This is a genomic window from Pseudoscardovia radai, assembly GCF_002259605.1.
GTDB lineage: Bacteria > Actinomycetota > Actinomycetes > Actinomycetales > Bifidobacteriaceae > Pseudoscardovia > Pseudoscardovia radai.
On record NZ_MWWR01000006.1, the window covers coordinates 66003 to 89128 of the forward strand.

A 23126-nucleotide genomic window follows, 5' to 3' on the forward strand; every position below is an offset into this window, starting at 1 on the left:
CGCAGGCGCCGGCGCCGCACGTCAGGTGAAGTCACGCACCACGCGCAGGGCGTTGCGGATGCCGTTCTTGCGAATGCCGGCCTGCATGACCATGGCGATGCCCATGGACAGGTCGCGCTCCCCCGTTCCCGGCAGGTTCTCGTGCGCGATCTCGTCGGAATCCGACGTGCGCCCCGTGGCGTGCGTGTTCTCGGAGATCTGCGGCGAATAGCGTTCGAGGGAGGAGACCATGAGGGCGTGCGTGGTGCGGCCGCTTTCACCGCCCATGAGGTTGGTCAGGCCGCACACGTCGATGCTCACGCCCGCCAGGGAGCCCGGCAGCAGCGTGTCGTCGCTCGCGTCGATGACGACGGACGTGGCGCCGTCCTCCATGGCGCCGAACAGCATGGATTCCACCTGCAGGCCTCCGATGGGATACGAGAAGACGAGGTCGCGCTCGAGGGAGTACGAGTTGCCGTTGCTAATCAGGCCCACGGGGTTGCCCAGCACGTGGAGCAGGTCGGCGAGCGCCTCGGCGGCGCCGGCCGATCCGTTGCCGCAGACGGCGAAGATGGCGAGCTGGTTGGCCGGATAACCGGCCATCTGGGCTGCCAGCGAGGAGAGGTCCTCGGAGGAGAGGTCTCCGAAAAGAAGAGGGATGTCGGGATCGGACGACCCGAAGCGCGAACGCATGGACGTCGGCAGGAGCACGGCGTAAGCGCCGCGGTCGGCGGCGGCGGTGATGAGCTCGTCGCTGACATGCACGCCGCGGCCCACGATGAACAGCGCGCCCGGGGTCACCGACTGCAGGTCGTCGGCCAGCGACGTGATCGTGACCGGGGCGGCCTGGCCAGTTCCGATATCGACGCCGAACCGCTTGTTGAGGTCGCCGATCGTCGTGCGCTCCGTCGTCGATTCGCTCAGTGAGCCCATCGTCCGCTCCTTTCTTCCGTGCCGCCGGGCATGCCGGCCACCGTCTGTATCCTATCGCGTGCCCGCGCCCGGGCCCGCCGTCGCGCCGCGTTCCTCACGCGGCCGCCACGCCGTTGCGCATGCGTCACCACTTGGTGGGGATGGCGTCGGTGCGCGCCGGGGACTGCGGCACCTTGTACTTCTGCATGAGGAACTTGCCGATGTTCGCCGTGACGGGGCCCGACGTGAACGCGCCCTCGGTGTCCTTCGGATCCTTCATGAACACGGAGACGACGAACTGCGGGTCGTTGGCCGGCAGGGCGATGATGTAGTCGGCCACAATGCTCGAAAGCGACCCGTCGTCGCCCGCCACCTGCGCGGTGCCGGATTTGCCGGCCACGCGGTAGCCGTCGATCTTGTCCCAGTGCGCGTAGTTCTCGGCCACGCTTTCCATGGCGTTGAGCGTGTCGGCGGCCGTCGTGGCGTCCACGACGCGCACGGAATCGTTCACGCTCGGCGTCATGTCGTTGCCGTCCGCATCCGTGGCGGACTGGATAAGCGACTGGCCCACGCGCACGCCCTTGTTCGCGATCGTGGCGACGACGTTCGTCATCTGCAGCGCGGTGACGGCGTAGCCCTGGCCGAAGAGCACGACGTTCTGCGTGCGGCCGTCCCACGTGTTGTAGTCATAGAGCAGACCGCTCGTGGCGCCCGGGAAGTCGATGCCCGAGGACTGGCCGATGCCGAATTTCTTGAGGTATTCGTAGCGCTTGGCGATCGGGTAGTCCGACGAGGCCATGATGGTGCCCACGTTCGAGGAGTTCTGCAGGATGCCGGCCAGCGTCAGGCGCCACACGCCGTGGTTCTCGGCATCGTGGTAGGTCTCGCCGTCCAGCGTGATCGTGTCGGGCACGGAGAACTGGTCGGTGGGCTTGTGCAGGCCTTCCTGGATCAGCGCGGCGGTGGTGATGACCTTGCCCGTCGAACCCGGTTCGAAGGTCTGCGTCATGGCCAGGGAGGCGGTGGTCTTGGCCTTGTCGCTGCCGGCGGAGACGTTCTGGCTGTCGGCGATGGCGAGGATGCGTCCGGTCGAGACCTCCTGCACGACGGCGATGCCCCATTTCGCGTTCTGGCTGCTGACTCCCTCGGACAGCGCCTTCTCGACATACCACTGCACGTCGCTGTCGACGGTGAGCTGCACGGTTCCACCGTCCTTGGCCTGCGACGATTCGGTCTGCGTGCCCGGGATCATCTCCCCCGTGCTCGCCTGCTGGTAGGTGGTGGAGCCGTCGCTGCCCTCCAGGGCGCCGTTCATCATGAGTTCGATGCCCGCCACGCCGGCGTTCGAATCGTCGACGCCGCCCAGCACGTCGCCCAGCAGCGTGTCGTCGGGGTACTGGCGCTGCGATGTCTCCTCGAAGCCGATGACGGTCGACAGATGGAGTGCCTCCACCTGCTCCTTGAGCTCCGGGGTGACGTCCTTCTCGATGACGACGTAGGAGCTGTCTCCGGCGAGCAGGCCGCCGAGCTCCATCTCGCTCATGCCGAGGACCGGTGCGAGCAGCTGGACCACCGCCTCGACGCCCTTGGTCTCGAGGTTCTTGCCGTCGATCTGGTGGCAGATCGAGGAATTCGTGCCCGTGCATTTGACGGGGACGAAGGCCTTGGCGCCGTTCTGGTCCGCGTACATCGTGTAGCGTTCCACGGATTGGGCAAGCACCTGGCCGTTCGTGTCGGTGATCGTGCCGCGCGTGCCGTGGGTGACGACGGTGACCGTGCGGGAATTCGTAGCCTCCTGGGCCACGGCGGATCCGCCGAGCTGGATGTAGGCGAGGCGTGCGATGCAGATTGCGAAGAAGAAGGCCACGAGCACCGCCATGACCAGAAGGCGCCCGGGGATCGAGCGCATGGGCCCCGCCGTGCGGCGCGGCTTCTTCTTCGCCGGTTTCGAACTCATCTGACGTGTCCTTCGTTATTGTCTGGGCCGCATTGTGCGGGCAGCCGCTGTGTGGCGCGAAGCGTGCGAGGCGCGGAGCCCCGCATCGGGGCGGGGCCGTGCGGCGCGGGTTACTGCGCCTGCTGGGCCTGGTTCGCGGTCTGTGTCTGATCGGTGGCCTGCGTCTGGTCGGTGGCCTGCGTCTGGTCCGCCGACTGCGCCGGCTGCGACTGCATGTCGAGCGTGACGGCGTCGCTTCCCGGCTGCATGCCCAGCTGCGTGGCCTTGTCGGGAAGGCTCGAATCGAGGCTTTCGAGCTGCAGCTCGTCGCTTTCGACGTCCTGCTGGAGCTTGGAGACGGACTGCTGCGTCTGGCTGAGCGCGAACGAGTCCTCCACCATCATCGTGCGCAGGGCCAGCGTCGCCGCCATCGACAGCACAAGCACCACCACGGCGATGACGATGCGCAGCACGCTGCGGTTGCTTGTCATGACCCACGATTGCACGCGCGAGCCCGTCGACGCGGCCGAGCGGCCGGAGATGGCGCGCAGCACGGGGCGACGGCGCGATGCCTGCGGCGCCGCGTCGGGGCGGGCCTCGGTGCGCGGCAGGGGCTGCGCGGAGCCGCGGGACACGACGCGCGAGGAGAAGCGGGCGGCGGACAGCCCGGAGCGCCCCGTCAGGTGCACGGCATGCGAGGAGCCGGCTCCCGAGCCGGAAACGAAGCGCGAGATGGATTCGTCACGGGAGGCGACGGCCGAACGGATCTGCGAGGCGGAACGGGCGCTCGACACATCGTGGCGTCGTGTTCCGCGCGCCCGCACCGACGGTATGTCGGCGGCGGCGAAAGCCTCGGCGGAGGCCGCCTCGTCCCTGACGATGCGGCGATGATGCGAGGCGGCGCGTGATGCGGCGGCCTGCGCCTCCTGCCCGTCCAGCGCACGCGCGTCGAAGATCGCATCGTCCTTCGCGGAGCGTCGTGCCGACGCCACGTGCAGCCCGGCGTCACGACCCTGCGAGGTCTCGTCCTTCCGCGATCGAATGATGCGAGGTTGTGCTGCCGTCGTCATCGTCCCGTTGTCCTTTCATGATGCTGTGTCCTGTGTCCGGCGGAGCGTCCGTGCCCTCCGCCGGGGCGTCCCGCGCGTCGGCGCGCGGTGCCTGGGGTCCGTGTCCCGTCGGCGCCCGGACCGGCCGCATCGTCGGCCAGCTCGCGCCGGCGCGATGCGGGAATCGGCCGGATCAGCTCCACGGCGCGCAGGCGCACCGAGGCCGACCGGGGGTTCGACGCGATCTCGGCGTCGTCCGCCTTGATCGCGCCGTGCGTCACATCGTGGAAGAAGGGCTGCGCGTCGTCTGGCACCACCGGAAGCCCGGCCGGCGCGTCGATCGTCAGTCCCTTCGCCATGAAGCGCTTGACGGTTCTGTCTTCCAGCGAGTGGTACGACTCGACCACGAGTCGGCCGCCGACGGCGAGGCGGAGCGCCGCCTGCGGAAGCGTGGACGCGAGCTTGTCGAGCTCGCCGTTGACCTCGATGCGCAGCGCCTGGAACACGCGCTTGGCGGGGTTGCCGGAGGCGCGGTGGGCGCGCGGGACCGTGCGATCCACGAGGTCGTTGAGTTGCGCGGAGGTCACGATGGGCGCCTCCTGGCGCTCGCGCACGATGCGCTGCGCGATGGGGCCGGCGAAGCGTTCCTCGCCGTATTCCTTGAAGATGCGGCGCAGGTCGGCCGCGTCATAGGTGGCGAGGATGTCGGCGGCCGTCGTGGGCTGCGAGGGATCCATGCGCATGTCGAGCGGGGCGTCGTGCGAATACGAGAAGCCGCGGTCGGTTTCGTCGATCTGCAGGCTCGACAGGCCCAGGTCCATGAACACGGCGTCGACCTGGTGGATGCCGAGTCTCTCGAGAACCGCGCCGAGCTCGTCGAAGGCGGCGTGCACGGGGGTGAAGCGGTCGGCGAATCCGGCCTGTTCGAGGCGGCGCGTTGCGAGCGCCAGGGCCTCGGCATCGCGGTCGATGCCGATGAGGCGCGCGTCGGGGTTCGCCGCGAGGAAGGCGGAGGAATGCCCCGCCAGGCCGAGCGTGCAGTCGACGATAACGGGCGTGCCGCCGTGTGTCGCGGCGCTGGCCGCGAGGTTCGAGGTCACGAGGTCCACGCAGTCGTCGAGAAGGACGGGCTGGTGGATGGAGGTCAGGTCGATGGAATCGTCGGGCGCGGCGGACGGATCCGGCGCGGAGCTGGCGGCGGCCCCTGCGATGTCGCGGTTTTCGATATCGTCCGTCATCAGAAGCCTCCCGGAAGGATGTCGTCGGCCATGTCGGAGTAATCGTCTTCCTGCTCGCTCAGGTAGGTCTCCCACGTCTGCTTGTCCCAGACCTCGGCGCGGGTGCCGACGCCGATCACGACGATGTCGCCGTCGAGCCCCGCGTAGTCGCGCAGCATCTGCGGGACCGTGACACGTCCCTGCTTGTCGGGCTCCTCGTCGACGGCGCCGGAAAGGAACACGCGCAGGTAGCTGCGCGCACGCTTGTCGGACAGCGACGTGCGCTGGACCTGCTGGGCGATGCGGCGAAACTCGGGGATGGGAAGGAGGTAGACGCAACGTTCCTGGCCGCGGGCCAGAACACAGCCCGTTCCGAGCTGCGAGCGGAACTTGGCGGGCAGGGCGATGCGGCCCTTCGCGTCCATCTTCGGCGTGTAGGTGCCGAGCAGAAGCGCGGGCATTGCCATGGGGTCGGGGGTCGGGGCGGCGCCGGGGACGGGGGCTGCGGCGGAGGTCGGGGTCGGAGACTGTGCGGACGGATCCGAAGGTGTGGATGATGCGGAGGCCTGTGCCACGATATCGTCGTCGCCCATATCCACCTCCCCATCCACTTGGAGCCGACCTGTGCATTCGGCTCCCCACTCTACCCCACTTTCCACCACCCAACCCCACTTTTATGCAAAAACCTCCACCTCAGCACCCCATTCGGCACCGCGCGTGCCGGCGCGGTGATTCCTCTGCTCCGTTGGCCTGGATTGCGACGGAACCCCGAAATCGTTGGAATTGCGGCCCTTTCTTGGAGCCACGATTCCCTTCGCCGGCCCCGAGACCTCCTCGCGCGGCCCCGGTGGGGATTCGTGGGGGACGACGCACCTCTCCCCATCAAGCCACCGTTGCCACTCCCCGCCAACAGTCGGTCTCACTGGCGCACGGAGTGCCAGCGAGAGGCACTGTTACCGACCCCGCCCTTGAAAACACTGGCCTCCCCCCCCCTCCAACAGTCGGTCTCACTGGCAGGCACAGTGCCAGCGAGAGGCACCGTTACCGATCCCGCCCTTGAGAACACTGGCCTCCCCCTCCAACGGTCGCTCTCACTGGCGAGCACAGTGTCAGTGAGAGGCACTGATGACTATCCCATCGTTGAAAACACTCAGCCCTCCCGCCAACAGTCGGCCTCGCTGGCGCGTGCAGTGCCAGCGAGAGGCACCGTTGGAGAACAACCGACGCATTCCCAACGATTCCCCCGCCGACAGTGGGTCTCACTGGCGAGCACAGTGCCAGTAAGAGGCACCGTCATCGACCCCGCCCTTGAAAACACTGGCCTCCCCCTCCAACGGTCGCTCTCACTGGCGAGCACAGTGCCAGTGAGAGGCACCGTTGGAGAACAACCGACGCATTCCCAACGATTCCCTCACCAACAGCCGGTCCCGGTGGCCGCACGCCGAACCCCGGCGTGGGAGGCGGATGGGTCGTGTAAAATGGAAATTCGCGTTTTTCACCCCTCCGCACCGCCGCCGCCCACGGGCCACTGCGCCCGCGAGCGCGTCCGCGTCGCGGAACCGGCCGGATCGCATTCCGGACGAACCCGAGAATAAGGACATACATGTCGGATTACGCTTCCCAGCTCCAGGAGGAGCAACAGCAGGTCGACCGCGCCTACTCCCGCCTCGATGACATCCGCGAGCAGACGAAGGAGCGCCTGCGCGCCGTCCGCGCCGCCGGGTCGCATGGCTCCCCCACGCAGCGCACCGAGCGCGACTCCTTCGCCACGATGTACGAGGACCGTCTCGCCCAGCTGCGCGCCGTCGAGGACCGCCTCGTGTTCGGAAGGCTCGACGATGTCAAGGACAACCGCCTGTACATCGGCCGCATCGGACTGTCCGACGAATCCCACGAGCCCATCATCACCGACTGGAGGGCCGAGGCCGCCCGCCCGTTCTACGAGGCGACGCCTAAGGAGCACGGTTCGATCGCGATGCGCCGCCATATCACTCTGCGTTTCCGCAAGGTCGTGAGCATCGAGGACGAGGCGCTCGACCTCGACTCCGCGCAGGTCAGCCACGCCACGAACGAAGGCACGCTGACGGGCGAGGGCGCGCTTATGGCGTCGCTGTCAAGCCGCCGCACCGGCAAGATGACCGATATCGTCGCCACCATCCAGGCCGAGCAGGACCGCATCATCCGCGCCGACATGCACCAGGCGCTCGTCGTGCAGGGTGGCCCAGGCACGGGCAAAACCGCGGTCGCGCTCCACCGTGCCGCCTATCTGCTGTACGCGCACCGCCAGCGACTGTCCCATTCGGGCGTGCTCATCGTGGGCCCGAGCCCCGCGTTCCTGCATTACATCGACCAGGTGCTTCCGTCCCTGGGCGAGACGGGCGTCGTCTCCCGCACGCTCGCCACCCTCCTGCCCGGCGTCACCGTCAGCTCCGAGGACGCGCCGCGCGTCGCCGCGCTCAAAGGCGACAAGCGCATGGCGCAGGTCATCGCGAACGCCGTGCGCGGCCGCGAGCGCGTGCCGTCGACGCTGCCGACGATTCGCGTAAACAACATGCAGCTGCCCATGAAGGCCGCCGACATCCAGCAGGCCATCACGGACGCGCGCCGCACGCGCAAGCCGCATAACCAGGCGCGCGAGACCTTCGTGAAGTCGGTCACCGGCATCATGGTGGCGCGCTACGCCTCGAAGCTGGATTACACGCCCGAGCAGTCGGAGCTCGATTCGGTGCGCCAGGCGCTGCGCCTCAACGATGATTTCCGCCGCACCGTGAACCTGGCGTGGCTTCCGATGACGGCGCAGTGGATGCTCTCGGATATGTTCGCCAAGCCCGCGAAGCTGCGCTCCTACGCGCCGTGGCTCAAGCCGGCGGAGATCGACCTGCTGCGCCGCGCCAAGGACGCGCCGTTCACGCGCTCCGATATCCCGCTTCTGGACGAGGCGATGGAGCTGCTCGGCCCCGATCCGCATCACGATTCCGACGCCGCGGCGCGCGACAGGCGCCGTCAGGAGGACGAGGAGATCGCCCGCGAGACGCTGTCGCAGAACGGCATCGGCAACGGAATCGTGGATGCGAAAACCCTTGTCGACAATATGAACGGTCTCGACGCGGAGTCGACGGCGGAGCGCGCGGCCGACGACCGCGAGTGGACGTACGGGCATATTGTGGTGGACGAGGCACAGGAGCTCACGCCGATGGACTGGCGCATGCTTATCCGCCGCTGCCCCTCGCGCTCGTTCACGATTGTGGGCGACGTGGCGCAGACGAGCGCGCTGGGCGGCACGCGTTCCTGGAAGCGCACGATGGACCCGCTGTTCGGCGAAAAGGGCTGGTCGCTCAAGGAGCTGACGGTGGATTACCGCAATCCGCAGGAGGTGTCGGAGCTCGCCACACAGTTCGCGCACGACGAGGGGCTGTACGTCTCGACGGTGTCGGCGGTCAGGCATGTGCCGGACGCGGTGCGCCGCATCACGGTCGACGATTCCGCGCTTGTGGAGCAGGCCGCGGCCTGCGCGATGGATTGCGTGCGCCGTTTCGTTTCGTCCGATGGCACGGGGCGCATTGCGGTGATTGCCGACAAGGAGATTCGCGACGCGGTGCGCAAAGCCGTGGCGCTGAGCCTCAAACAGACCGTGGACGCCAAGGAGTGGTCGCGCCTGACCTCGCAGAACGCGTGGGACAGCCAGATCGTGATCAGCGGCCCGCAGGACGTCAAGGGCCTCGAGTTCGACGCGGTGGTGCTGGTGGAGCCGGGGCTCATCGCCATGAACGCCACATCGCGCCTCGTGGCGGCGGCGGACCTGTATGTGGCGATGACGCGCCCGACGCAGCGTCTGGCCATCGTGCGCACGACGAAGGACGCCGAGTCCATGCCGCTGTGACGCGCAGTGACACGATGCCGCGATGACGGCGGCGATTCCTCGGGCGGCGGGTTATCCCGCCGCCCGTCGTGTCTCCGTCGTGTCTCCGTCGCGTCCCAGTCACATCCCAGTCGCATGCCGGGTTCCCGACCCTCTTGGCAACCGTTCGGCCTGTCCGGAGCTCGTCACAAAGGTGAAATATTGGCCCCCTAGCTGTATTGTGGGGATATGCCTAAAGCTCTACTACTCGAAAACATCCACCCGCTCGCCGCGCAGTATCTGCGCGACCGCGGCTTTGAAGTCGTCACCACAACCGGTGCCATGGATGAGGATGAGCTCATCCAGGCCCTCGATGACGTCGACCTGCTCGGCGTGCGTTCCAAGACGAACGTGACGCGCCGTGTCATCGACGCCCATCCCCAGCTGTCCGCCATCGGTTGCTTCTCCATCGGCACGAACCAGGTCGACCTGGACTACGCGGCGTCCAAGGGCATCGCGGTGTTCAACGCCCCGTACTCGAACACGCGCTCCGTGGTCGAGCTCGTGATTTCCGACATCATCGCGCTCGAGCGTCGCGTGCCGGCCCACACCAAGGCCATCCGCGAGGGTGTGTGGTCGAAAACCGCGAAGCAGTCCCATGAGGTGCGCGGCAAGACGCTCGGCATCATCGGCTACGGCAACATCGGCACCCAGGTGTCGGTGCTCGCCGAAGCGCTGGGCATGCGCGTCATCTACTTCGACATCGAGGAGAAGCTCGCGATGGGCAACGCCCGCCGCGTCTTCGACATCGAGGACCTGCTGCACGAGGCCGACGTCATCACCGTGCACGTGGACGGCAGGAAGTCGAACACCAACTTCATCGACGCGGAGAAGTTCGCGCAGATGAAGCAGGGCGCCCTCTTCATCAACCTGTCGCGCGGCTTCGTGGTCGACGCGGACGCGCTGTACGAGAACCTCAAGTCCGGCCATCTGGGCGGCGCGGCGGTGGACGTCTACCCCACCGAGCCGAAGAAGGTCGGCGATCCGTTCCACACCAAGCTCGCCGAAATCGACAACGTGGTGCTCACGCCGCATATCGGCGGCTCCACGCTCGAGGCGCAGGAGTCCATCGGCCGCTATGTCTCGCACAAGCTCTTCGATTACTGGGTGCATGGCGAGACGTCGCTGTCGGTGAACATGCCGACGCTGACGATCAAGGAGAACAAGGGCGTCGTGCGCATCACGCACCTGCACGAGAACCTGCCGGGCGTGCTCGCCAAGCTCAACAACATCCTGAGCGAGGAGAACATCAACGTGGCGGCTCAGTACCTCGCCACCGAAGGCGAGCTGGGCTACGTGGTGACGGATGTCTCCACGCATCCGAGCGAGAAGGCGATCGAGGAGATCAAGAACATCAAGGGCACCGTGAGGGTGCATATCCTCGACTAGTCGTTCCCGACCGCGGACGCTTTCCGAGATGCCAAGGGGCGGAGGCTTCGGCCTCCGCCCCTTTCGTATGCTTCGTATGCGGTGTGCAGTGTCACTATGCAGCGTCGCGATATGCAGCCTGCGGTAGCGTGTTCGGTTTCTACGATTGCCCGGAGCACGGATTGCCCGGAATGCCCGGATTGCGCTTATTGCGCTTATTGCGCAGTGGGTGCGGACATGCGGCTTTCGTTATCTTCGGCGGAATCATCGTCGGCGGCGGTGTCGGCAGAGGCATCTGCGGCGGTGCTGTCTGCGGCGGTGCTGTCTGTGACACGGGTATCTGAGGCATGTGCCTCTGAGGCAGAAGCGTCTGCGGCAGAAGCATCCGTGCCGGCGGTCTGCGCAGGAGCGCTGTCCGTGTCGGCCTTCCCCTCGCTTTTCGACTGCTGGTAGGCTTCGAGATCCTCGATAACCTTCTTGAAGTCGTCAAGGGTTTCGAAATCCTGGTACACCGATGCGAAGCGCAAATACGACACGAAGTCAAGGTCGCGCAGAGGCTCGAGGATGGCCTTGCCGATCTCCGACGACGGAATCTCGGCCTGGCCGGTGGCGCGGAGCTTGCGCTCGACGGCAAGGCCCAGGGCGCTCATCTGCTCGTTGGAGATAGGACGCCCCTGGCAGGACTTCCTCACCCCGAGGATGACCTTCTGACGGTCGAAGAGCTCCGTTGTTCCGTCACGCTTCCTGACGACGAGAGGGAAACTCTCCTCCGTCGTGAAACGCTTGCCGCAGTTCTCGCACATACGGCGGCGCTTGATCAGGAAACCGTCCTCGGATGACCGGGTCTCGATAACCTTGGTGTTCTTGTACTTGCAAAACGGACACTGCATATCTGCATTATCGCACATATCAGGCTTTTGGCCGTTTCCAGGGCTTGGAGCCAGACAACACGATTGCCGACCGACCGCCGCCCCACGACCACACCGCCCCACGACCACACCGCATTGCGCGACCACGCCGCGCTGGTTCATCCGCATGGCATCACGTTCATCCGCATGACATTGCGCACGCCTACTCATCGACCGGCACAACGAGGCGCTGTCCGGCGTAGAGCGTCGGGGTGTCCATGTCATTGAGCTTCTGGATCTGGCGCACCGTATCCCTGACATCACCTCCCTCAGGCGTGATCTGCTCGGCGTACCTCCACAGGGTGTCTCCGGGCTGCACTTGGTAGACCTCGACGCGCTGCGGTTCCTCACGCGAGTAAGCGCTGCGCACCGGCCCCAGAAACCCGGCGAGGGCGGACACCAACGCGGTGACGACAAGCGACACAACGATCCTGCCACGTCGCGTCAGCCTCAGCGGGCCAGAGTCCAGCGCCACGTCCGTTGCAGCAGTGGCTATTGCGCCAGTGGCTGTTTTTCTTGCGGTTGCCAGTGTCATAGCGACTCCTTCTCCTGACGGAGCGTGACTCCGCAGTTCGTCGCCGGGCCGGACCCGGCGACCCCCAACAGGACGCCCGCCTGAAGATAGTTCATGGAACAGTTCTTCAGGAGGGCCTTGGGATGCCGACGCGCACGCGCAGGCATCGGATGGTTCCCGGGCACGACATGCGGACCGCATGCATTCGTGCATATGCCCGAGACCTAGGTATACGTTTTTCAGTTATGCGTTCGTTGCCGTCTTACAAAGCCGGTCTTGCGAAACGGGCCTTACGAAGCGGGTATTGCAAAGAGTCGATAGGCACGTTCCGGCCAAACGTCCGTTCTATCGAACGTCTGTTTGTGGATTTTTCTGAAGCACTGTATAGTGGAGTCAAACGAGAGGACGAATATGACCACTACACCCATTCACCATGTTCCGCCGCACCACAACACCGACGGCAGCGGATTCGCCGCAACCGACGAGACGGACGTCCAGGCCATCGTCGAAGCCGACGCCGAAGCCGATGCCGACGTCACAAGCGCCGGCTCCCCAGACGGCAATGTCTGGCATGTCGGAGACACCGCCGTGACCCTGACCGACCGCCAGAGCCAGATTCTCGAGGCCATCACCACGCATATCGCGGAACACGGCTACGCACCGTCCATCCGCGAGATCGGAAAAATCGTGGGACTCAAATCCACGTCCTCGGTCAAGCACCAGCTGGAGATGCTCGAAGACAAAGGCTGCCTGAAGATCAGCCGCAAGAAGGGCCGTGCCATCGAGATGATCGCCGAGTTCGGCGCCAAGGGCGGCGAGGAATCAGCGGATGCCGGTTCCCGCACCGCAACCATCATCCCCTTCCCCGGCCAGCAGTCGGAGTCCATCATGAACTCCATCGACGTTCCGCTCGTCGGGCGCATCGCCGCAGGCACCCCCATCACCGCCGAACAGCATGTGGAGGACGTCATGCGCCTGCCGGAGCGCCTCACCGGAACCGGCAACCTCTTCATGCTCGAGGTGCATGGCGACTCCATGATCGACGCCGCCATCTGCGACGGCGACTTCGTGGTGGTCCGCGAGCAGAACGATGCGCAGAACGGCGACATCGTGGCGGCCCTTCTCGACGGCGAGGCCACGGTCAAAACATACTTCAAGCCCGACAGGAACCACCTGTGGCTGATGCCCGCAAACCCGGAATACGACCCCATCAACGGCGACAGTGCCCGAATCATGGGCAAGGTGGTTACCGTTCTGCGCAAGCTGTAGCAACGCCACACCCCACTCCCGCACGCATCACGCGCACGGGCGTCCCCTCGACAAGAGGCCCTGCCGGCCCGGAGCATCACTCCCGCCGGCAGGGTCTCTTGTCGTTCGGCCATGTGCTCCCGTGCGCCTTCGAGCTCATGCACCCATACTCCCGCGCGTCTGCGCGTCTACGAACTCACGCGCCCGTGCGCCCACACGCCCGCGCATAGCCGCATCGTCACCACATCGCATCGTCACCACATCACATCGTCCGATGCGTCTCGCATTCCTTCCCATAGTCCGCCGGCTCGAGCTGGAACGTGCAGTGCTCGATCGACACAGGGAAATGCTCGGAGGCGCACGTCGTCATGCGCTGAATCAGATCCGCCGACTCGGCCACCGTCATGGAGCCGTCCACCACCACATGCGCGGTGAGGCGCACCAGATCGCTCGACACGGCGCTGACATGCACGTCGTGGATAGCGACCACACCCTCGACCTTCGACAGGTGCTCCACCACGCAATCCGCATCGACTCCCGCCGGCGCCTCTTCAAGCAGCACGCGCATGCTGTCGCGCAGCAATTTCAGTGCGCGGGGCACGATCATCAGCGCGATGACGCCGCCGGCTATCGCGTCGAATCCGTCCCACCCCGTGCACAGCAGCACCACGGACGACATGATGACGACAACGGACCCCAGCGCGTCGTTGCATACCTCGAGGAAGGCGGCGCGCAGGTTCATGTTGTCGTCATGGCTTCCCACAAGCGTGACGATGGACGCAAGGTTCGCGAGCAGGCCGACGATGCCGAACGCAAGGAGCAACCTGGGCGAGTTCACGGTGTCGGCCACCGCGCCGGTCAGGCGCATAATGGCCTGCACGATGGAGTACAGCCCCACGAAGAACAGCACGACGGCGCCGCCCGCGGCGGTGACGACCTCAAGCCGGCGCCATCCCCAGGTGTGGCGCGAGTCGGGTTTGCGCTGCATGAGGATGGCGGCGACCAGCGACGCGACGAGCACCGACACATCGGTGAGCATATGGCCCACATCCACGAACAGCGCCAGCGACTGGGTGAAGGCCGCGCCGACAATCTCGGCGACGAAGATAATGCCGGTGAACAGGAGCGACAGCTTGAGCTGGCGCACATGCGCGCGCTCCTGACGGCGCCGATCCTCGCCCGGCGCACCGCCCTGTGCAGTCCGGCTCCGTGCAGTCCGGCTCTGTGCGGTCCGGCTCTGCGTTGTTTCGCCCCGTGCCGGCCGATGCGGATTCATGGTGCCCATCGCTCCCCTTTCCTTCTGGCTTCCGGAAGACGATGGTATTTTCTCACCGTATCGAGAATTCCACAAGGAAACGCAAACGATAATCGTTCGCAACGCGTCGCACCCCACACCGCAGCCACACCGCAGCCACGCCGCGCCGCCCCACAGACGCAGAAGGGGCGCCGCCCCATTGGGTGGCACCCCTTCTTTCGCTTGTGGCTTCGCTTACGCCGGAGTCCGGAATCAATCAGAAGCCGAACTTCTCCGCGGTCTCGCGCAGCGTCTCGGCGGAGCGCTTGAGGGCGGCGAGCTCGTCGTCCGACAGCGGCGTGTTGATGCGCGTGTTGACGCCCTTGCGGTTGAGAACGCTCGGCACCGACATGCACACGTCGGAGATGCCGTGGAAGTCCTCGAGCAGCGACGACACCGGCAGGATGCGGTTCGAATCCGACAGGATGGACTCGATGATGTCCACCGCGGACATGGCGATGGCGTAGTTCGTGGCGCCCTTGCCGTCGATGATGCGGTAGGCGGCGTTCTTGACCTCCTGGTGGATGTCCTCGCGCACCTGGGCGGTCAGCGGCTCGCGGCCCTCGAGCGGCGTCCAGTCGAGCATCGGCACGCCGCCGATGGTGGCGGAGGACCACAGCGGAACCTCGGAGTCGCCGTGCTCGCCGGCGATGTAGGCGTGCACGTTCTTGACGTTGACGCCGGTCTGCTGCGCGATGAGGAAGCGCAGACGCGCGGAATCGAGGTTCGTGCCGGAGCCGAACATCTGGTTCGCCGGCAGGCCGGAGAGCTTCATGGAGACGTAGGTCACGACGTCCACCGGGTTCGTCACGAGGATGTAGATGGCGTTCGGCGCCACGTTGAGCACGCTCGGGATGATGGACTTCATGATGTTGATGGTCGCGCCGGCAAGGTCGAGGCGGGACTGGCCGGGCTTCTGGCGGGCGCCGGCGGTGATGACGACGACGTCGGCGTCGCGGCAGATCTCCACGTCATCGGAGCCGTCGATGGAGACGGTCGGATAGAAGCTGGAGCCATGCTGCATGTCGAGCACCTCGGCCTCGACACGCTTGAGGTTGATGTCCTCGAGGACGATCTCGCGCGCGACGCCGCGCTGGGCGGCGGCGAACGCAGTGGTGGAACCGACGGCACCGGCACCGATAATCGCAAGCTTCGTGGGGCGAATAGGTGAATTGGCCATAAGGCACCTTTCCTTCGACTCTTCCCTGCCGCACTCGTATGGCGGCCCGAGAAGGAATGGTTTTTGAATCGTGTTCAATACAATGTCAAATTTAACGCGACGGCGTGACGATACACCCGGGGCCACGACACGCCCGCCTCTCAGGCATCGTCGGGCGTGTCTCCGTCTCCGGCGCCATCGCCAGGGCCATCGCCTTGGCCGCCGACCGCGCCATCCTCCGCCGGGCCGTCCGCGCCATCGCCGTCCTCCGCCGCCACGATAGCCGCGGCCAGGCGCGAATCCACGTCCGCCGACAGATGCACGCCGTCCGCCTCGTAGTCGGCGGCCTCCACATGCCCGTATTCGCGCACCTTCGACAGCAGCGCGCCCGCGGAATACGGGAGCACGGCCTCCACATGCACCGCGGGAAGCGGCAGATGCGCCTCGACGTCGGCCACAAGATCGGCGATCCCCTCCCCTGTGGCGGCCGACACGATATGCGCCTCGGGCATGAGGCCCCGGATGCGTTCGCGCGCGTTGGGGTCCATGCGGTCGGCCTTGTTGAACACGATGATGCGGTCGATCGCGTCCGCGCCCTCGATGTCCGCCAGCACGGAGTTGACGGCCTCGATCTGCCCGAAGGGGTCGGGATGCGAACCGTCGACCACATGCACGATAAGCTCGCTGTCGGCCACTTCCTCGAGCGTGGACTTGAACGCCTCGATGAGCTGCGTGGGCAGGCGCCGCACAAACCCTACGGTGTCGACGTACATGTACAGGCGCCCGTCGGCGGCCTTGGCGCGCCGCACGGCGGTGTCGAGCGTGGCGAACAGCGCGTTCTCGACGAGTTCGTCGGACCCCGTCAGACGGTTGATCAGCGACGACTTGCCCGCGTTCGTATAGCCGACGACGGCCACGGTGGGCAGTCCGTTGCGCCGGCGCGAACCGCGCTTGACCTCGCGCGACGGGGCCATCTGCGCGATCTGCCGGCGCAGATGCGCCATGCGCTTGCGGATGACGCGGCGGTCCATCTCGATCTTCGTCTCGCCGGGGCCGCGCGACCCGATGCCACCGTCCTGGCCCGCGGCCTGACCGCCGGCCTGGCGCGACAGCGAACCGCCCCAGCCGCGCAGGCGGGGCAGCATGTATTCGAGCTGCGCGAGCTCGACCTGCGCCTTGCCCTCGCGGCTCGTGGCATGCTGCGCGAAGATGTCGAGGATCACGGCCGTGCGGTCGACCACCTTGACCTTGGCCACGTCCTCGAGCTCGCGGCGCTGGGACGGCGGCAGGTCGGCGTCGACGATGATGGTGTCGGCGTCGTGCTCCGCCACGATGGCGGCGACCTCCTTGGCCTTGCCCGAGCCGATATACGTGGCGGGGTCGGGCTTGAGACGATGCTGCAGGACGCCGTCCATGACCTCGGCGCCGGCGGTCTGCGCGAGCGCGGCGAGCTCCCTGAGAGATTCCTCGGCGGCGGTCTGCGTGGTCTCGAGGCTCGACCACACGCCGACGAGCACGACGCGTTCGAGGCGCACGCGGCGGTACTCCACCTCGGTGACGTCCTGGAGCTCGCCGAGGCCGGCCACATGCTTGAGCTGGTTGCGGCTTTCGCGCTCCTCCCACTGGTAGTTATCGTCGTTGCTGCGCGCCTCGGAGGGCAGGTTGAGCACATCGGAGCGCGAGCCGAGCACGTCGCGGGCGTCGTCGTCCACGATGCGCACGTCGCGCGAGGCGCCGCGCGTCCCGCGCCGGGGATCGGCGGGCGCTCCGTCCGTTCCCTGCGGGACGGTGGACGGTGCGGTTTTCTGCGTGTTCCTGAAATCGGATTCCTGAGAAGTCACTTACGCCTTTCGCGGATTGCCCTGATATGGGGCTGAAGTGTTTAGTTCTCACATTATTATCAAGTCAGTAGACAGAGCAAGGAGTGTCATGACCTCAGAGCACAGGTCCTCGGACCGCAGGCACGGCGGCAATAACCACGGCGGCCGCACCAACCCCAACGCCAACACCAACAGCGCCAACAACCGCGGCAACCGCACCAATAACAGCAACCGCAACCGCACCAACGACCGCGGCAATCGCGACAGGCGCGACAATCGTGACAAGAGCGACAATGCAACGCGCGACGACGCCATGCGCGAGACGTCTTGGAAGCCGCGCAAGCGCCGCCCGAAGCCCAATCCCTTCGAGCACCATGTGTTCGGAAGCCGTGGGCGCCGCGTCGAGCAGGAGGCGCGCGAGGAATATCTGCGCCAGTCCGCGGCGCGCCGCGAGGCCATCCGTCGCGGCGAGGACCCCGATGCCGAGGCGAGGAAACACGATTCCTCCACCGCGCAGACCGACGCGAAGCCGTCCGCATCACAACCGTCCGGCACGCAGGCCGGCGATACCAGGCATGCCGCCGCGTCGTCCGACGAGACGACGGTGACGCGCCGCCACACCCGTCCGCGCCACCAGCGCCATGACGCCGACCGCGACGGGTCCCGCCGCGACGGCTCCCCCGCTGGCAACCCGCGCTATGCGTCGAAGGCGAAGAACACGGCAACGACGGCGAGGGGCACCGCCAGGCCGGCGGATGACGCGCAGCCCGCACACGCAGCCCAGGCCGGAGACATCGTGGCCGGCGACATCGTGGATACCGCGAGCGCCGCGGAAGCGCAGACCGCCGCCGAGCCGCAGCCTGCGGACGGCCGCGACACGCAGTACTTCTCGGAAAACCCGGCCGCCGAGGACCGCCGCCGCATCATCGGGCTCGACCTGCGCGGCCACGAGGCGTCGATGGAGGTATCGGCCGGCGTGTTCTCGTCGAGCAGGCTTGACCTCGGCACGCGCGTACTGCTGCGCCACGCCCCCGAGCCGCCGAGCGCAGGCACCTTCCTCGACCTTGGCTGCGGCTGGGGTCCGATCGCCGTCGCATTGGCCAAGGAATCGCCCGAGGCCGATGTGTGGGCCGTCGACGTCAACGAGCGCGCGCTCGAGCTGACGCGCGAGAACGCGGCGCGCAACGCCTGCCCCTCCGTGCATGCCGCGAAGGCCGAGGACGTTCCGGCCGGCCTGGCCTTCGACGTCATCTGGTCGAATCCGCCGATCCGCATCGGCAAGGAGGCGTTGCACGCGCTGCTGATGCAGTGGCTGCCGCGTCTGTCCGTCGGCGGCGCGGCGTATCTCGTCGTGCAGAAGAACCTTGGCGCCGACTCCCTCATCCCCTGGCTGCAAAGCAGCCTCGATGAGCTGGGCGCAACGCAGCCCGGTTCCGAGCAAAGCCACGATGACGCCGCCGCACCCGCCTTCACGGTGTCGAAATACGCCTCGAGCAAGGGCTACCGCGTCATCGAGGTGCGCCGGACGGCCTGACGCCCGCGCAACCGCTCGCACCACTCGTCCCATCGTCCATCCATACCCCACCAACTCCGGTCATCGACCCGGCATATCCACGGGGCCTTCCGAAGCATCCGCCCGGAAGGCCCCGTGCCGCGTCCCGCACGGCCGGGCCTACCATCATGCGATTCACCTATCCTTCCGAACTCCCGGTGAGCGAGGCGCGCGACAGCATCGCCGCCGCCGTCCGCTCGTCGCAGGTCGTCATCGTCTCGGGCCAGACAGGCTCGGGCAAAACCACGCAGATCCCGAAGATCCTCCTGCAGGAGGGCCGCGGCAGCCATGGCAAGAAGATCATGCTCACGCAGCCGCGCCGCATCGCCGCCCGCACCGTGGCCGAACGCATCGCCGAGGAAACGGGCACGACGCTGGGCCGCGAAATCGGCTTCCGCGTGCGCTTCACCGACGAAAGCTCGCCGTCCACGCGCCTGGTCGTGGCCACCGACGGCATCCTCCTGGCGCAGATCCAGCGCGACCCGCAGCTGAGCGCCTATGACACGATCATGATCGACGAGGCGCACGAGCGCAGCCTCAACATCGACTTCCTGCTCGGCTATCTCACGGCGCTTCTGCCCCGCCGCCGCGACCTCAAGCTCATCATCACCTCCGCCACCATCGATTCGGAGAAGTTCCAGAAGCATTTCTCCCAGGCGCTGCACCACGATGTCCCCGTCATCGAGGTCTCGGGCCGCACGTACCCGGTGCAAGTGGTGTACGAGCCGCTCGGCGCGCCGCCCGCGCTGATGCGCTCGGTGCCGGGTTTCGACGACGCGGTGCGCGACCCGGACGACCCGGATTCCTACGATTCCTCCGACACCGACGTGCCCACGGCCGTGGCGCGCGCCTGCACGGAGCTCGTCATCCGCTCCTCCCACGAGCGCGGCCCGCGCGACATCCTCGTGTTCGCGGCCGGCGAGCGCGACATCCGCGACTACGAGACGGCGCTGCGCCGGCATTTCGGCCCGCGCGCCTCAGACATGCGCCGCCCCGACGCCATCGAGATCGTGCCCCTGTTCGCGCGCCTGTCGGCCAAGGAGCAGCACCGCGTGTTCGAGGCGCATGAGCACCAGCGCATCATCCTCGCCACGAACGTGGCGGAGACGTCGCTGACCGTGCCGTCCATCCGCTATGTGGTGGACCCGGGCCTGGCGCGCATCTCGCGCTATTCGAAAACGGCGAAGGTGCAGCGCCTGCCGATCGAGCCGATCTCGCAGGCGAGCGCCGACCAGCGCGCCGGCCGATGCGGCCGTGTGGCCGACGGCATCGCCATCCGCCTGTATTCGCATGACGATTACGAGGAACGCCCGCATTTCACCGACCCCGAGATCCTGCGCACGTCGCTGGGCGCCGTGGTGCTGCAGATGCTGGCCGTCGGCGTGGCGAACACCGCCAGGGACGTGACCGACTTCGGGTTCATCGACCCGCCGGATATCAAGGCGGTGTCCGACGGTTTCAACGAGCTGACCGAGCTGGGCGCGATTTCGCGCGGACGCGGGCACGGGCACGGGCACGGCAGCGCAGACCGTAATGCCGCGCGCCGGTCGAACGGCTCCGACGTGCGCCTGACGAAAATCGGCCGCCAGCTGGCGCGCCTGCCCATCGACGTGCGCCTGGGCCGCATGGTTATCCAGGCCTCCCGCACCACCCCCGACACCCTGGCCGCGGTCCTCGTCATCGTGGCGTTCATGAGCCTGCAGGACCCGCGCGAACGCCCCGAGGAGAAGCGCGACGAGGCCGACCGCATCCACAACCGCTACGCCGACCCCACCTCCGACTTCCTCACGGCCCTCAACATCTGGGATTCCTTCTGGCAGGCGGACGGCGAGCCATCGAACTCCCAGCTGCGCCGCCGCTGCCAGGCCGAGTTCATGAACTACCTGCGCATGCGCCAGTGGCGCGACCTGTTCGCGCAGCTGCGCCAGATGTGCGGCGAGCTGCATTTCACGGTGGGCTCGCCCCAGCCCGTCGAACGCCCTTCCCAGGACGTGCGGCGCATGCCCATGAACCAGCAGGCCGCGCACAGCCTCGTGTGCTCGTGGGACTCCGACTCCATCCACCGCTCCATGCTCTCCGGCCTGCTGTCGAATATCGGCATGCAGGTGGTGCGCCAGCCCAAGGCCTCCCAGTTCGCGGGGCTGACGGGCGCCGCACGCGCCAGGGCCATGAAGCGCGCGGCCAAGCAGTCGAAGAACGAGTACCAGGGCGCCCGCGGCGTGCATTTCGGCCTCTTCCCCGCCAGTGCCACGGCGAAGGCCACGCCGCCGTGGGTCATGGCCGGCGAGCTTGTGGAGACGAGCCGCCTGTGGGCGCGCTCCGCCGCGGCCATCGACCCCACGTGGGCCGAGGACCTTGCGGGGGATCTGGCGCGCACCACGTATTCGGAGCCGCATTGGTCCGGCTCGGCCGGCGCCGCGGTGGCGAGCGCCACGGTGCTGCTCTACGGCCTGCCGATCGTGCAGGGGCGCACCGTGCAGTGGGCGCGCATCAACCCGGCGCAGGCGAGGATGTTCCTGATCCGCCAGGGCCTGGTGGAAGGCGACATCCACGAGCGTTTCCCCTACGATTCCTTCGTCGAGCGCAACCGGCGCGTCGTCGAGGAGGCGGACGAGGAGACGAACCGCACGCGGCGCATCGTGGATGCGGTGGACGACGAGGACCTCGTGGAGTTCTACGACGCGCAGCTGCCCGAGTCGGTGACGAGCTTGGCGGCGCTGGGCGCATGGTGGCGTGGACACCATGACGAGGACCCGCATCTGCTTGACTTCGACCCGTCGAAGGTGGAGCGCCTGCGCACGACGGACGGCGCGGACCTCGACGCATACCCGGACCGCTGGGTGACGCGCGGCACGGACGGCCGGCAGATCGCGCTGCGCCTGACGTATGTGTATGACACGTCGGCGCCAAACGACGGCATCACCGTGCATATCCCCATCGAGATGCTCTCGCGTCTGCGCCCTGACGAGTTCACGTGGACGGTGCCCGGCTTCCTCGACGACCTCATCGTGGCGACCATCCGCTCGCTGCCCAAGGCGCTGCGCGTGCAGTTCGTGCCGGCGCCGGACACGGCCGCGAAGATCCGCCGGTGGATCGACGACACCTATCCCACGCTTCCCGGAGCGGTGACGCCCCATAACGGCGACGAGCTGGACGAGGCGGCGCAGGTGCCCGATTTCGAGCATGTCTTCACGCAGGCTGCGATCGCCGTGGTCGGCGCGCAGCTGCACCCCGAGGTGTGGACGGCCGAGCGCCTCGAGCGCATGCCGGCGCATCTGCGGCTGACGTTCAGCGTGGAGGAATCCGCGCGCGGCGGGCGCGGACGCGGACGCGGCAACGGCGGCAACGGCGGCGGGCACAGGCGCGGCGGCAAGCCGAAGGTGCTCGGCGAGTCCAAAAGCCTCGTGGAGCTGCAAAGGCGTTTCGAACGCGAGGCCGTGGAGTCGGCCCGCGCCACGATTACGAAGGAGGCCACGAAGGCCGGCGAGCAAGGCAAGGTGGTGGAGCAGGCGAATCTGCTGCACAAGGCCGGCGCCACAAGCGTGCCGCGCCGCCAGCTGCTGTGGAACGCGGCGCTCGACGCGCTGCGCCTGCCCGCCGAACGCGTGTCGTCGCGATGGCTGGGCTCCGAGGCGCTGATGCTGGCCTCCGCACCGTATTCGTCGACGCCGGCCTTGGTGGAGGACATCCAGCTGGCCGCGGTCAAACGCCTGTTGCCGATCATCGACTCCTGCGCCGACGACGAGCAACTGGCCGATGCAGTGGCGGGCGTGCGCGAGATCTACGAAGACACGGTCTATGACGTGGCCCGGGACGTTATCGCCATCCTCAAGCGCTACGCGCAGGTGGAGAAGGCCGTGTCGGGGCCGGCGTCGCTGCCTCTGCTGTCGGTGCTGCAGTCGATCCGCGAGCATATCTCGACGCTTGTGTTCGACGGATTCGTCGGCGCCGTTCCCCCGGACGCGCTGCGCGGCATCGAACGATACCTGCACGCCGACCTCATGCGCCTTGAGAAGGCCAAAACGGACAAGGACCGCGACGTGCGCTGGGCCTGGCAGGCGCAGGAGGCGCATGACATCGTGGATGCCGCGCGCAAGGCGGCGGACGCCACGCCCGCCGGCGCCGGCCATGACGCGGCCCTCGACCGCGCCGAGCGCGTGCGGTGGATGTACGAGGAGTTCCTCGTCTCGCTATGGGCGCAGGAGCTGGGCACGCCGCATCCCGTCAGCATCAAGCGTATGAAGAAGGCGCTCGCCGCCTGACGCGGCGGGC

The 23126-nt window shown here is 67.1% G+C and carries 14 protein-coding genes and 1 pseudogene; 5 read left to right on the forward strand and 10 right to left on the reverse strand.

Annotated features, from left to right (window positions below):
• Nucleotides 1-21: 21 nt before the first annotated feature.
• The 5 genes from PSRA_RS04360 to mraZ all read right to left on the reverse strand — a co-directional run bounded on the left by PSRA_RS04360 (nt 22) and on the right by mraZ (nt 5560).
• Nucleotides 22-912 carry a hypothetical protein gene (locus PSRA_RS04360; RefSeq protein ID WP_094660681.1) on the reverse strand — a complete coding sequence of 297 codons (891 nt, stop codon included), beginning with the start codon at nt 910-912 and terminating at the stop codon, nt 22-24.
• 124 nt (nt 913-1036) lie between these two features.
• On the reverse strand, nt 1037-2800 hold the full coding sequence (locus PSRA_RS04365; RefSeq protein WP_094660758.1) for a peptidoglycan D,D-transpeptidase FtsI family protein: 1764 nt from the start codon (nt 2798-2800) through the stop codon (nt 1037-1039).
• A gap of 158 nt (nt 2801-2958) precedes the next feature.
• Entirely contained in the window at nt 2959-3897 is a 939-nt protein-coding gene (gene ftsL, locus PSRA_RS04370; RefSeq protein ID WP_094660682.1) for a cell division protein FtsL, read from the reverse strand.
• Nucleotides 3894-5114, reverse strand: coding sequence for a 16S rRNA (cytosine(1402)-N(4))-methyltransferase RsmH (gene rsmH / locus PSRA_RS04375; protein ID WP_094660683.1), 1221 nt, complete (start codon nt 5112-5114; stop codon nt 3894-3896). The genes ftsL and rsmH overlap by 4 nt, the downstream gene beginning before the upstream one ends.
• A complete protein-coding gene (mraZ, locus tag PSRA_RS04380; RefSeq protein WP_094660759.1) occupies nt 5114-5560 on the reverse strand; it encodes a division/cell wall cluster transcriptional repressor MraZ in 447 nt (148 codons plus the stop codon). The genes rsmH and mraZ overlap by 1 nt, the downstream gene beginning before the upstream one ends.
• 1136 nt (nt 5561-6696) lie before the next feature.
• Between mraZ and PSRA_RS04385 the strand changes: the two genes are divergently transcribed.
• Both PSRA_RS04385 and serA read left to right on the forward strand, forming a co-directional pair.
• Entirely contained in the window at nt 6697-8973 is a 2277-nt protein-coding gene (locus PSRA_RS04385; protein WP_094660684.1) for a HelD family protein, read from the forward strand.
• Nucleotides 8974-9180: 207 nt separating this feature from the next.
• Complete coding sequence (gene serA / locus PSRA_RS04390; protein ID WP_094660685.1) at nt 9181-10380, forward strand: phosphoglycerate dehydrogenase; 1200 nt, start codon at nt 9181-9183, stop codon at nt 10378-10380.
• Nucleotides 10381-10802: 422 nt separating this feature from the next.
• Here serA and nrdR read toward each other — a convergent pair.
• Both nrdR and PSRA_RS04400 read right to left on the reverse strand, forming a co-directional pair.
• Nucleotides 10803-11249, reverse strand: a pseudogene (gene nrdR / locus PSRA_RS04395) (transcriptional regulator NrdR); the annotation flags it as partial.
• Between the two features lie 181 nt (nt 11250-11430).
• Nucleotides 11431-11802 carry a LysM peptidoglycan-binding domain-containing protein gene (locus PSRA_RS04400; protein WP_094660686.1) on the reverse strand — a complete coding sequence of 124 codons (372 nt, stop codon included), beginning with the start codon at nt 11800-11802 and terminating at the stop codon, nt 11431-11433.
• A 390-nt stretch (nt 11803-12192) separates the two neighbouring features.
• Here PSRA_RS04400 and lexA point away from each other — a divergent pair, with 390 nt between their 5' ends.
• Nucleotides 12193-13050, forward strand: coding sequence for a transcriptional repressor LexA (gene lexA, locus PSRA_RS04405; RefSeq protein ID WP_094660687.1), 858 nt, complete (start codon nt 12193-12195; stop codon nt 13048-13050).
• A 241-nt stretch (nt 13051-13291) separates the two neighbouring features.
• Here the strand turns inward: lexA and PSRA_RS04410 are convergent, their stop codons facing one another.
• The 3 genes from PSRA_RS04410 to hflX form a co-directional block, all read right to left on the reverse strand.
• The gene (locus PSRA_RS04410) at nt 13292-14176 is read right to left on the reverse strand and encodes a cation diffusion facilitator family transporter (RefSeq protein ID WP_245834891.1); all 885 of its coding nucleotides are present in this window, start codon (nt 14174-14176) and stop codon (nt 13292-13294) included.
• A gap of 364 nt (nt 14177-14540) precedes the next feature.
• Complete coding sequence (locus PSRA_RS04415; RefSeq protein ID WP_094660688.1) at nt 14541-15503, reverse strand: L-lactate dehydrogenase; 963 nt, start codon at nt 15501-15503, stop codon at nt 14541-14543.
• Nucleotides 15504-15643: 140 nt separating this feature from the next.
• On the reverse strand, nt 15644-17203 hold the full coding sequence (hflX, locus tag PSRA_RS04420) for a GTPase HflX (protein WP_169712477.1): 1560 nt from the start codon (nt 17201-17203) through the stop codon (nt 15644-15646).
• Between the two features lie 1024 nt (nt 17204-18227).
• Between hflX and PSRA_RS09565 the strand changes: the two genes are divergently transcribed.
• Nucleotides 18228-18836, forward strand: a complete 609-nt coding sequence (locus PSRA_RS09565; RefSeq protein ID WP_412155166.1) for a class I SAM-dependent methyltransferase — start codon at nt 18228-18230, stop codon at nt 18834-18836.
• Between the two features lie 146 nt (nt 18837-18982).
• On the forward strand, nt 18983-23116 hold the full coding sequence (hrpA, locus tag PSRA_RS04430; protein WP_094660689.1) for an ATP-dependent RNA helicase HrpA: 4134 nt from the start codon (nt 18983-18985) through the stop codon (nt 23114-23116).
• The last annotated feature ends 10 nt before the right edge of the window (nt 23117-23126 follow it).

Coding starts and splice junctions, on each gene's coding strand:
- PSRA_RS04385 (WP_094660684.1), top strand. CDS start 6,697: ATGTCGGATTACGCTTCCCAGCTCCAGGAGGAGCAACAGCAGGTCGAC.
- hrpA (WP_094660689.1), top strand. CDS start 18,983: ATGCGATTCACCTATCCTTCCGAACTCCCGGTGAGCGAGGCGCGCGAC.
- mraZ (WP_094660759.1), bottom strand. CDS start 5,560: ATGGCAATGCCCGCGCTTCTGCTCGGCACCTACACGCCGAAGATGGAC.
- ftsL (WP_094660682.1), bottom strand. CDS start 3,897: ATGACGACGGCAGCACAACCTCGCATCATTCGATCGCGGAAGGACGAG.
- lexA (WP_094660687.1), top strand. CDS start 12,193: ATGACCACTACACCCATTCACCATGTTCCGCCGCACCACAACACCGAC.
- PSRA_RS04415 (WP_094660688.1), bottom strand. CDS start 15,503: ATGGCCAATTCACCTATTCGCCCCACGAAGCTTGCGATTATCGGTGCC.
- PSRA_RS04365 (WP_094660758.1), bottom strand. CDS start 2,800: ATGCGCTCGATCCCCGGGCGCCTTCTGGTCATGGCGGTGCTCGTGGCC.
- PSRA_RS04400 (WP_094660686.1), bottom strand. CDS start 11,802: ATGACACTGGCAACCGCAAGAAAAACAGCCACTGGCGCAATAGCCACT.
- rsmH (WP_094660683.1), bottom strand. CDS start 5,114: ATGACGGACGATATCGAAAACCGCGACATCGCAGGGGCCGCCGCCAGC.
- PSRA_RS04360 (WP_094660681.1), bottom strand. CDS start 912: ATGGGCTCACTGAGCGAATCGACGACGGAGCGCACGACGATCGGCGAC.
- serA (WP_094660685.1), top strand. CDS start 9,181: ATGCCTAAAGCTCTACTACTCGAAAACATCCACCCGCTCGCCGCGCAG.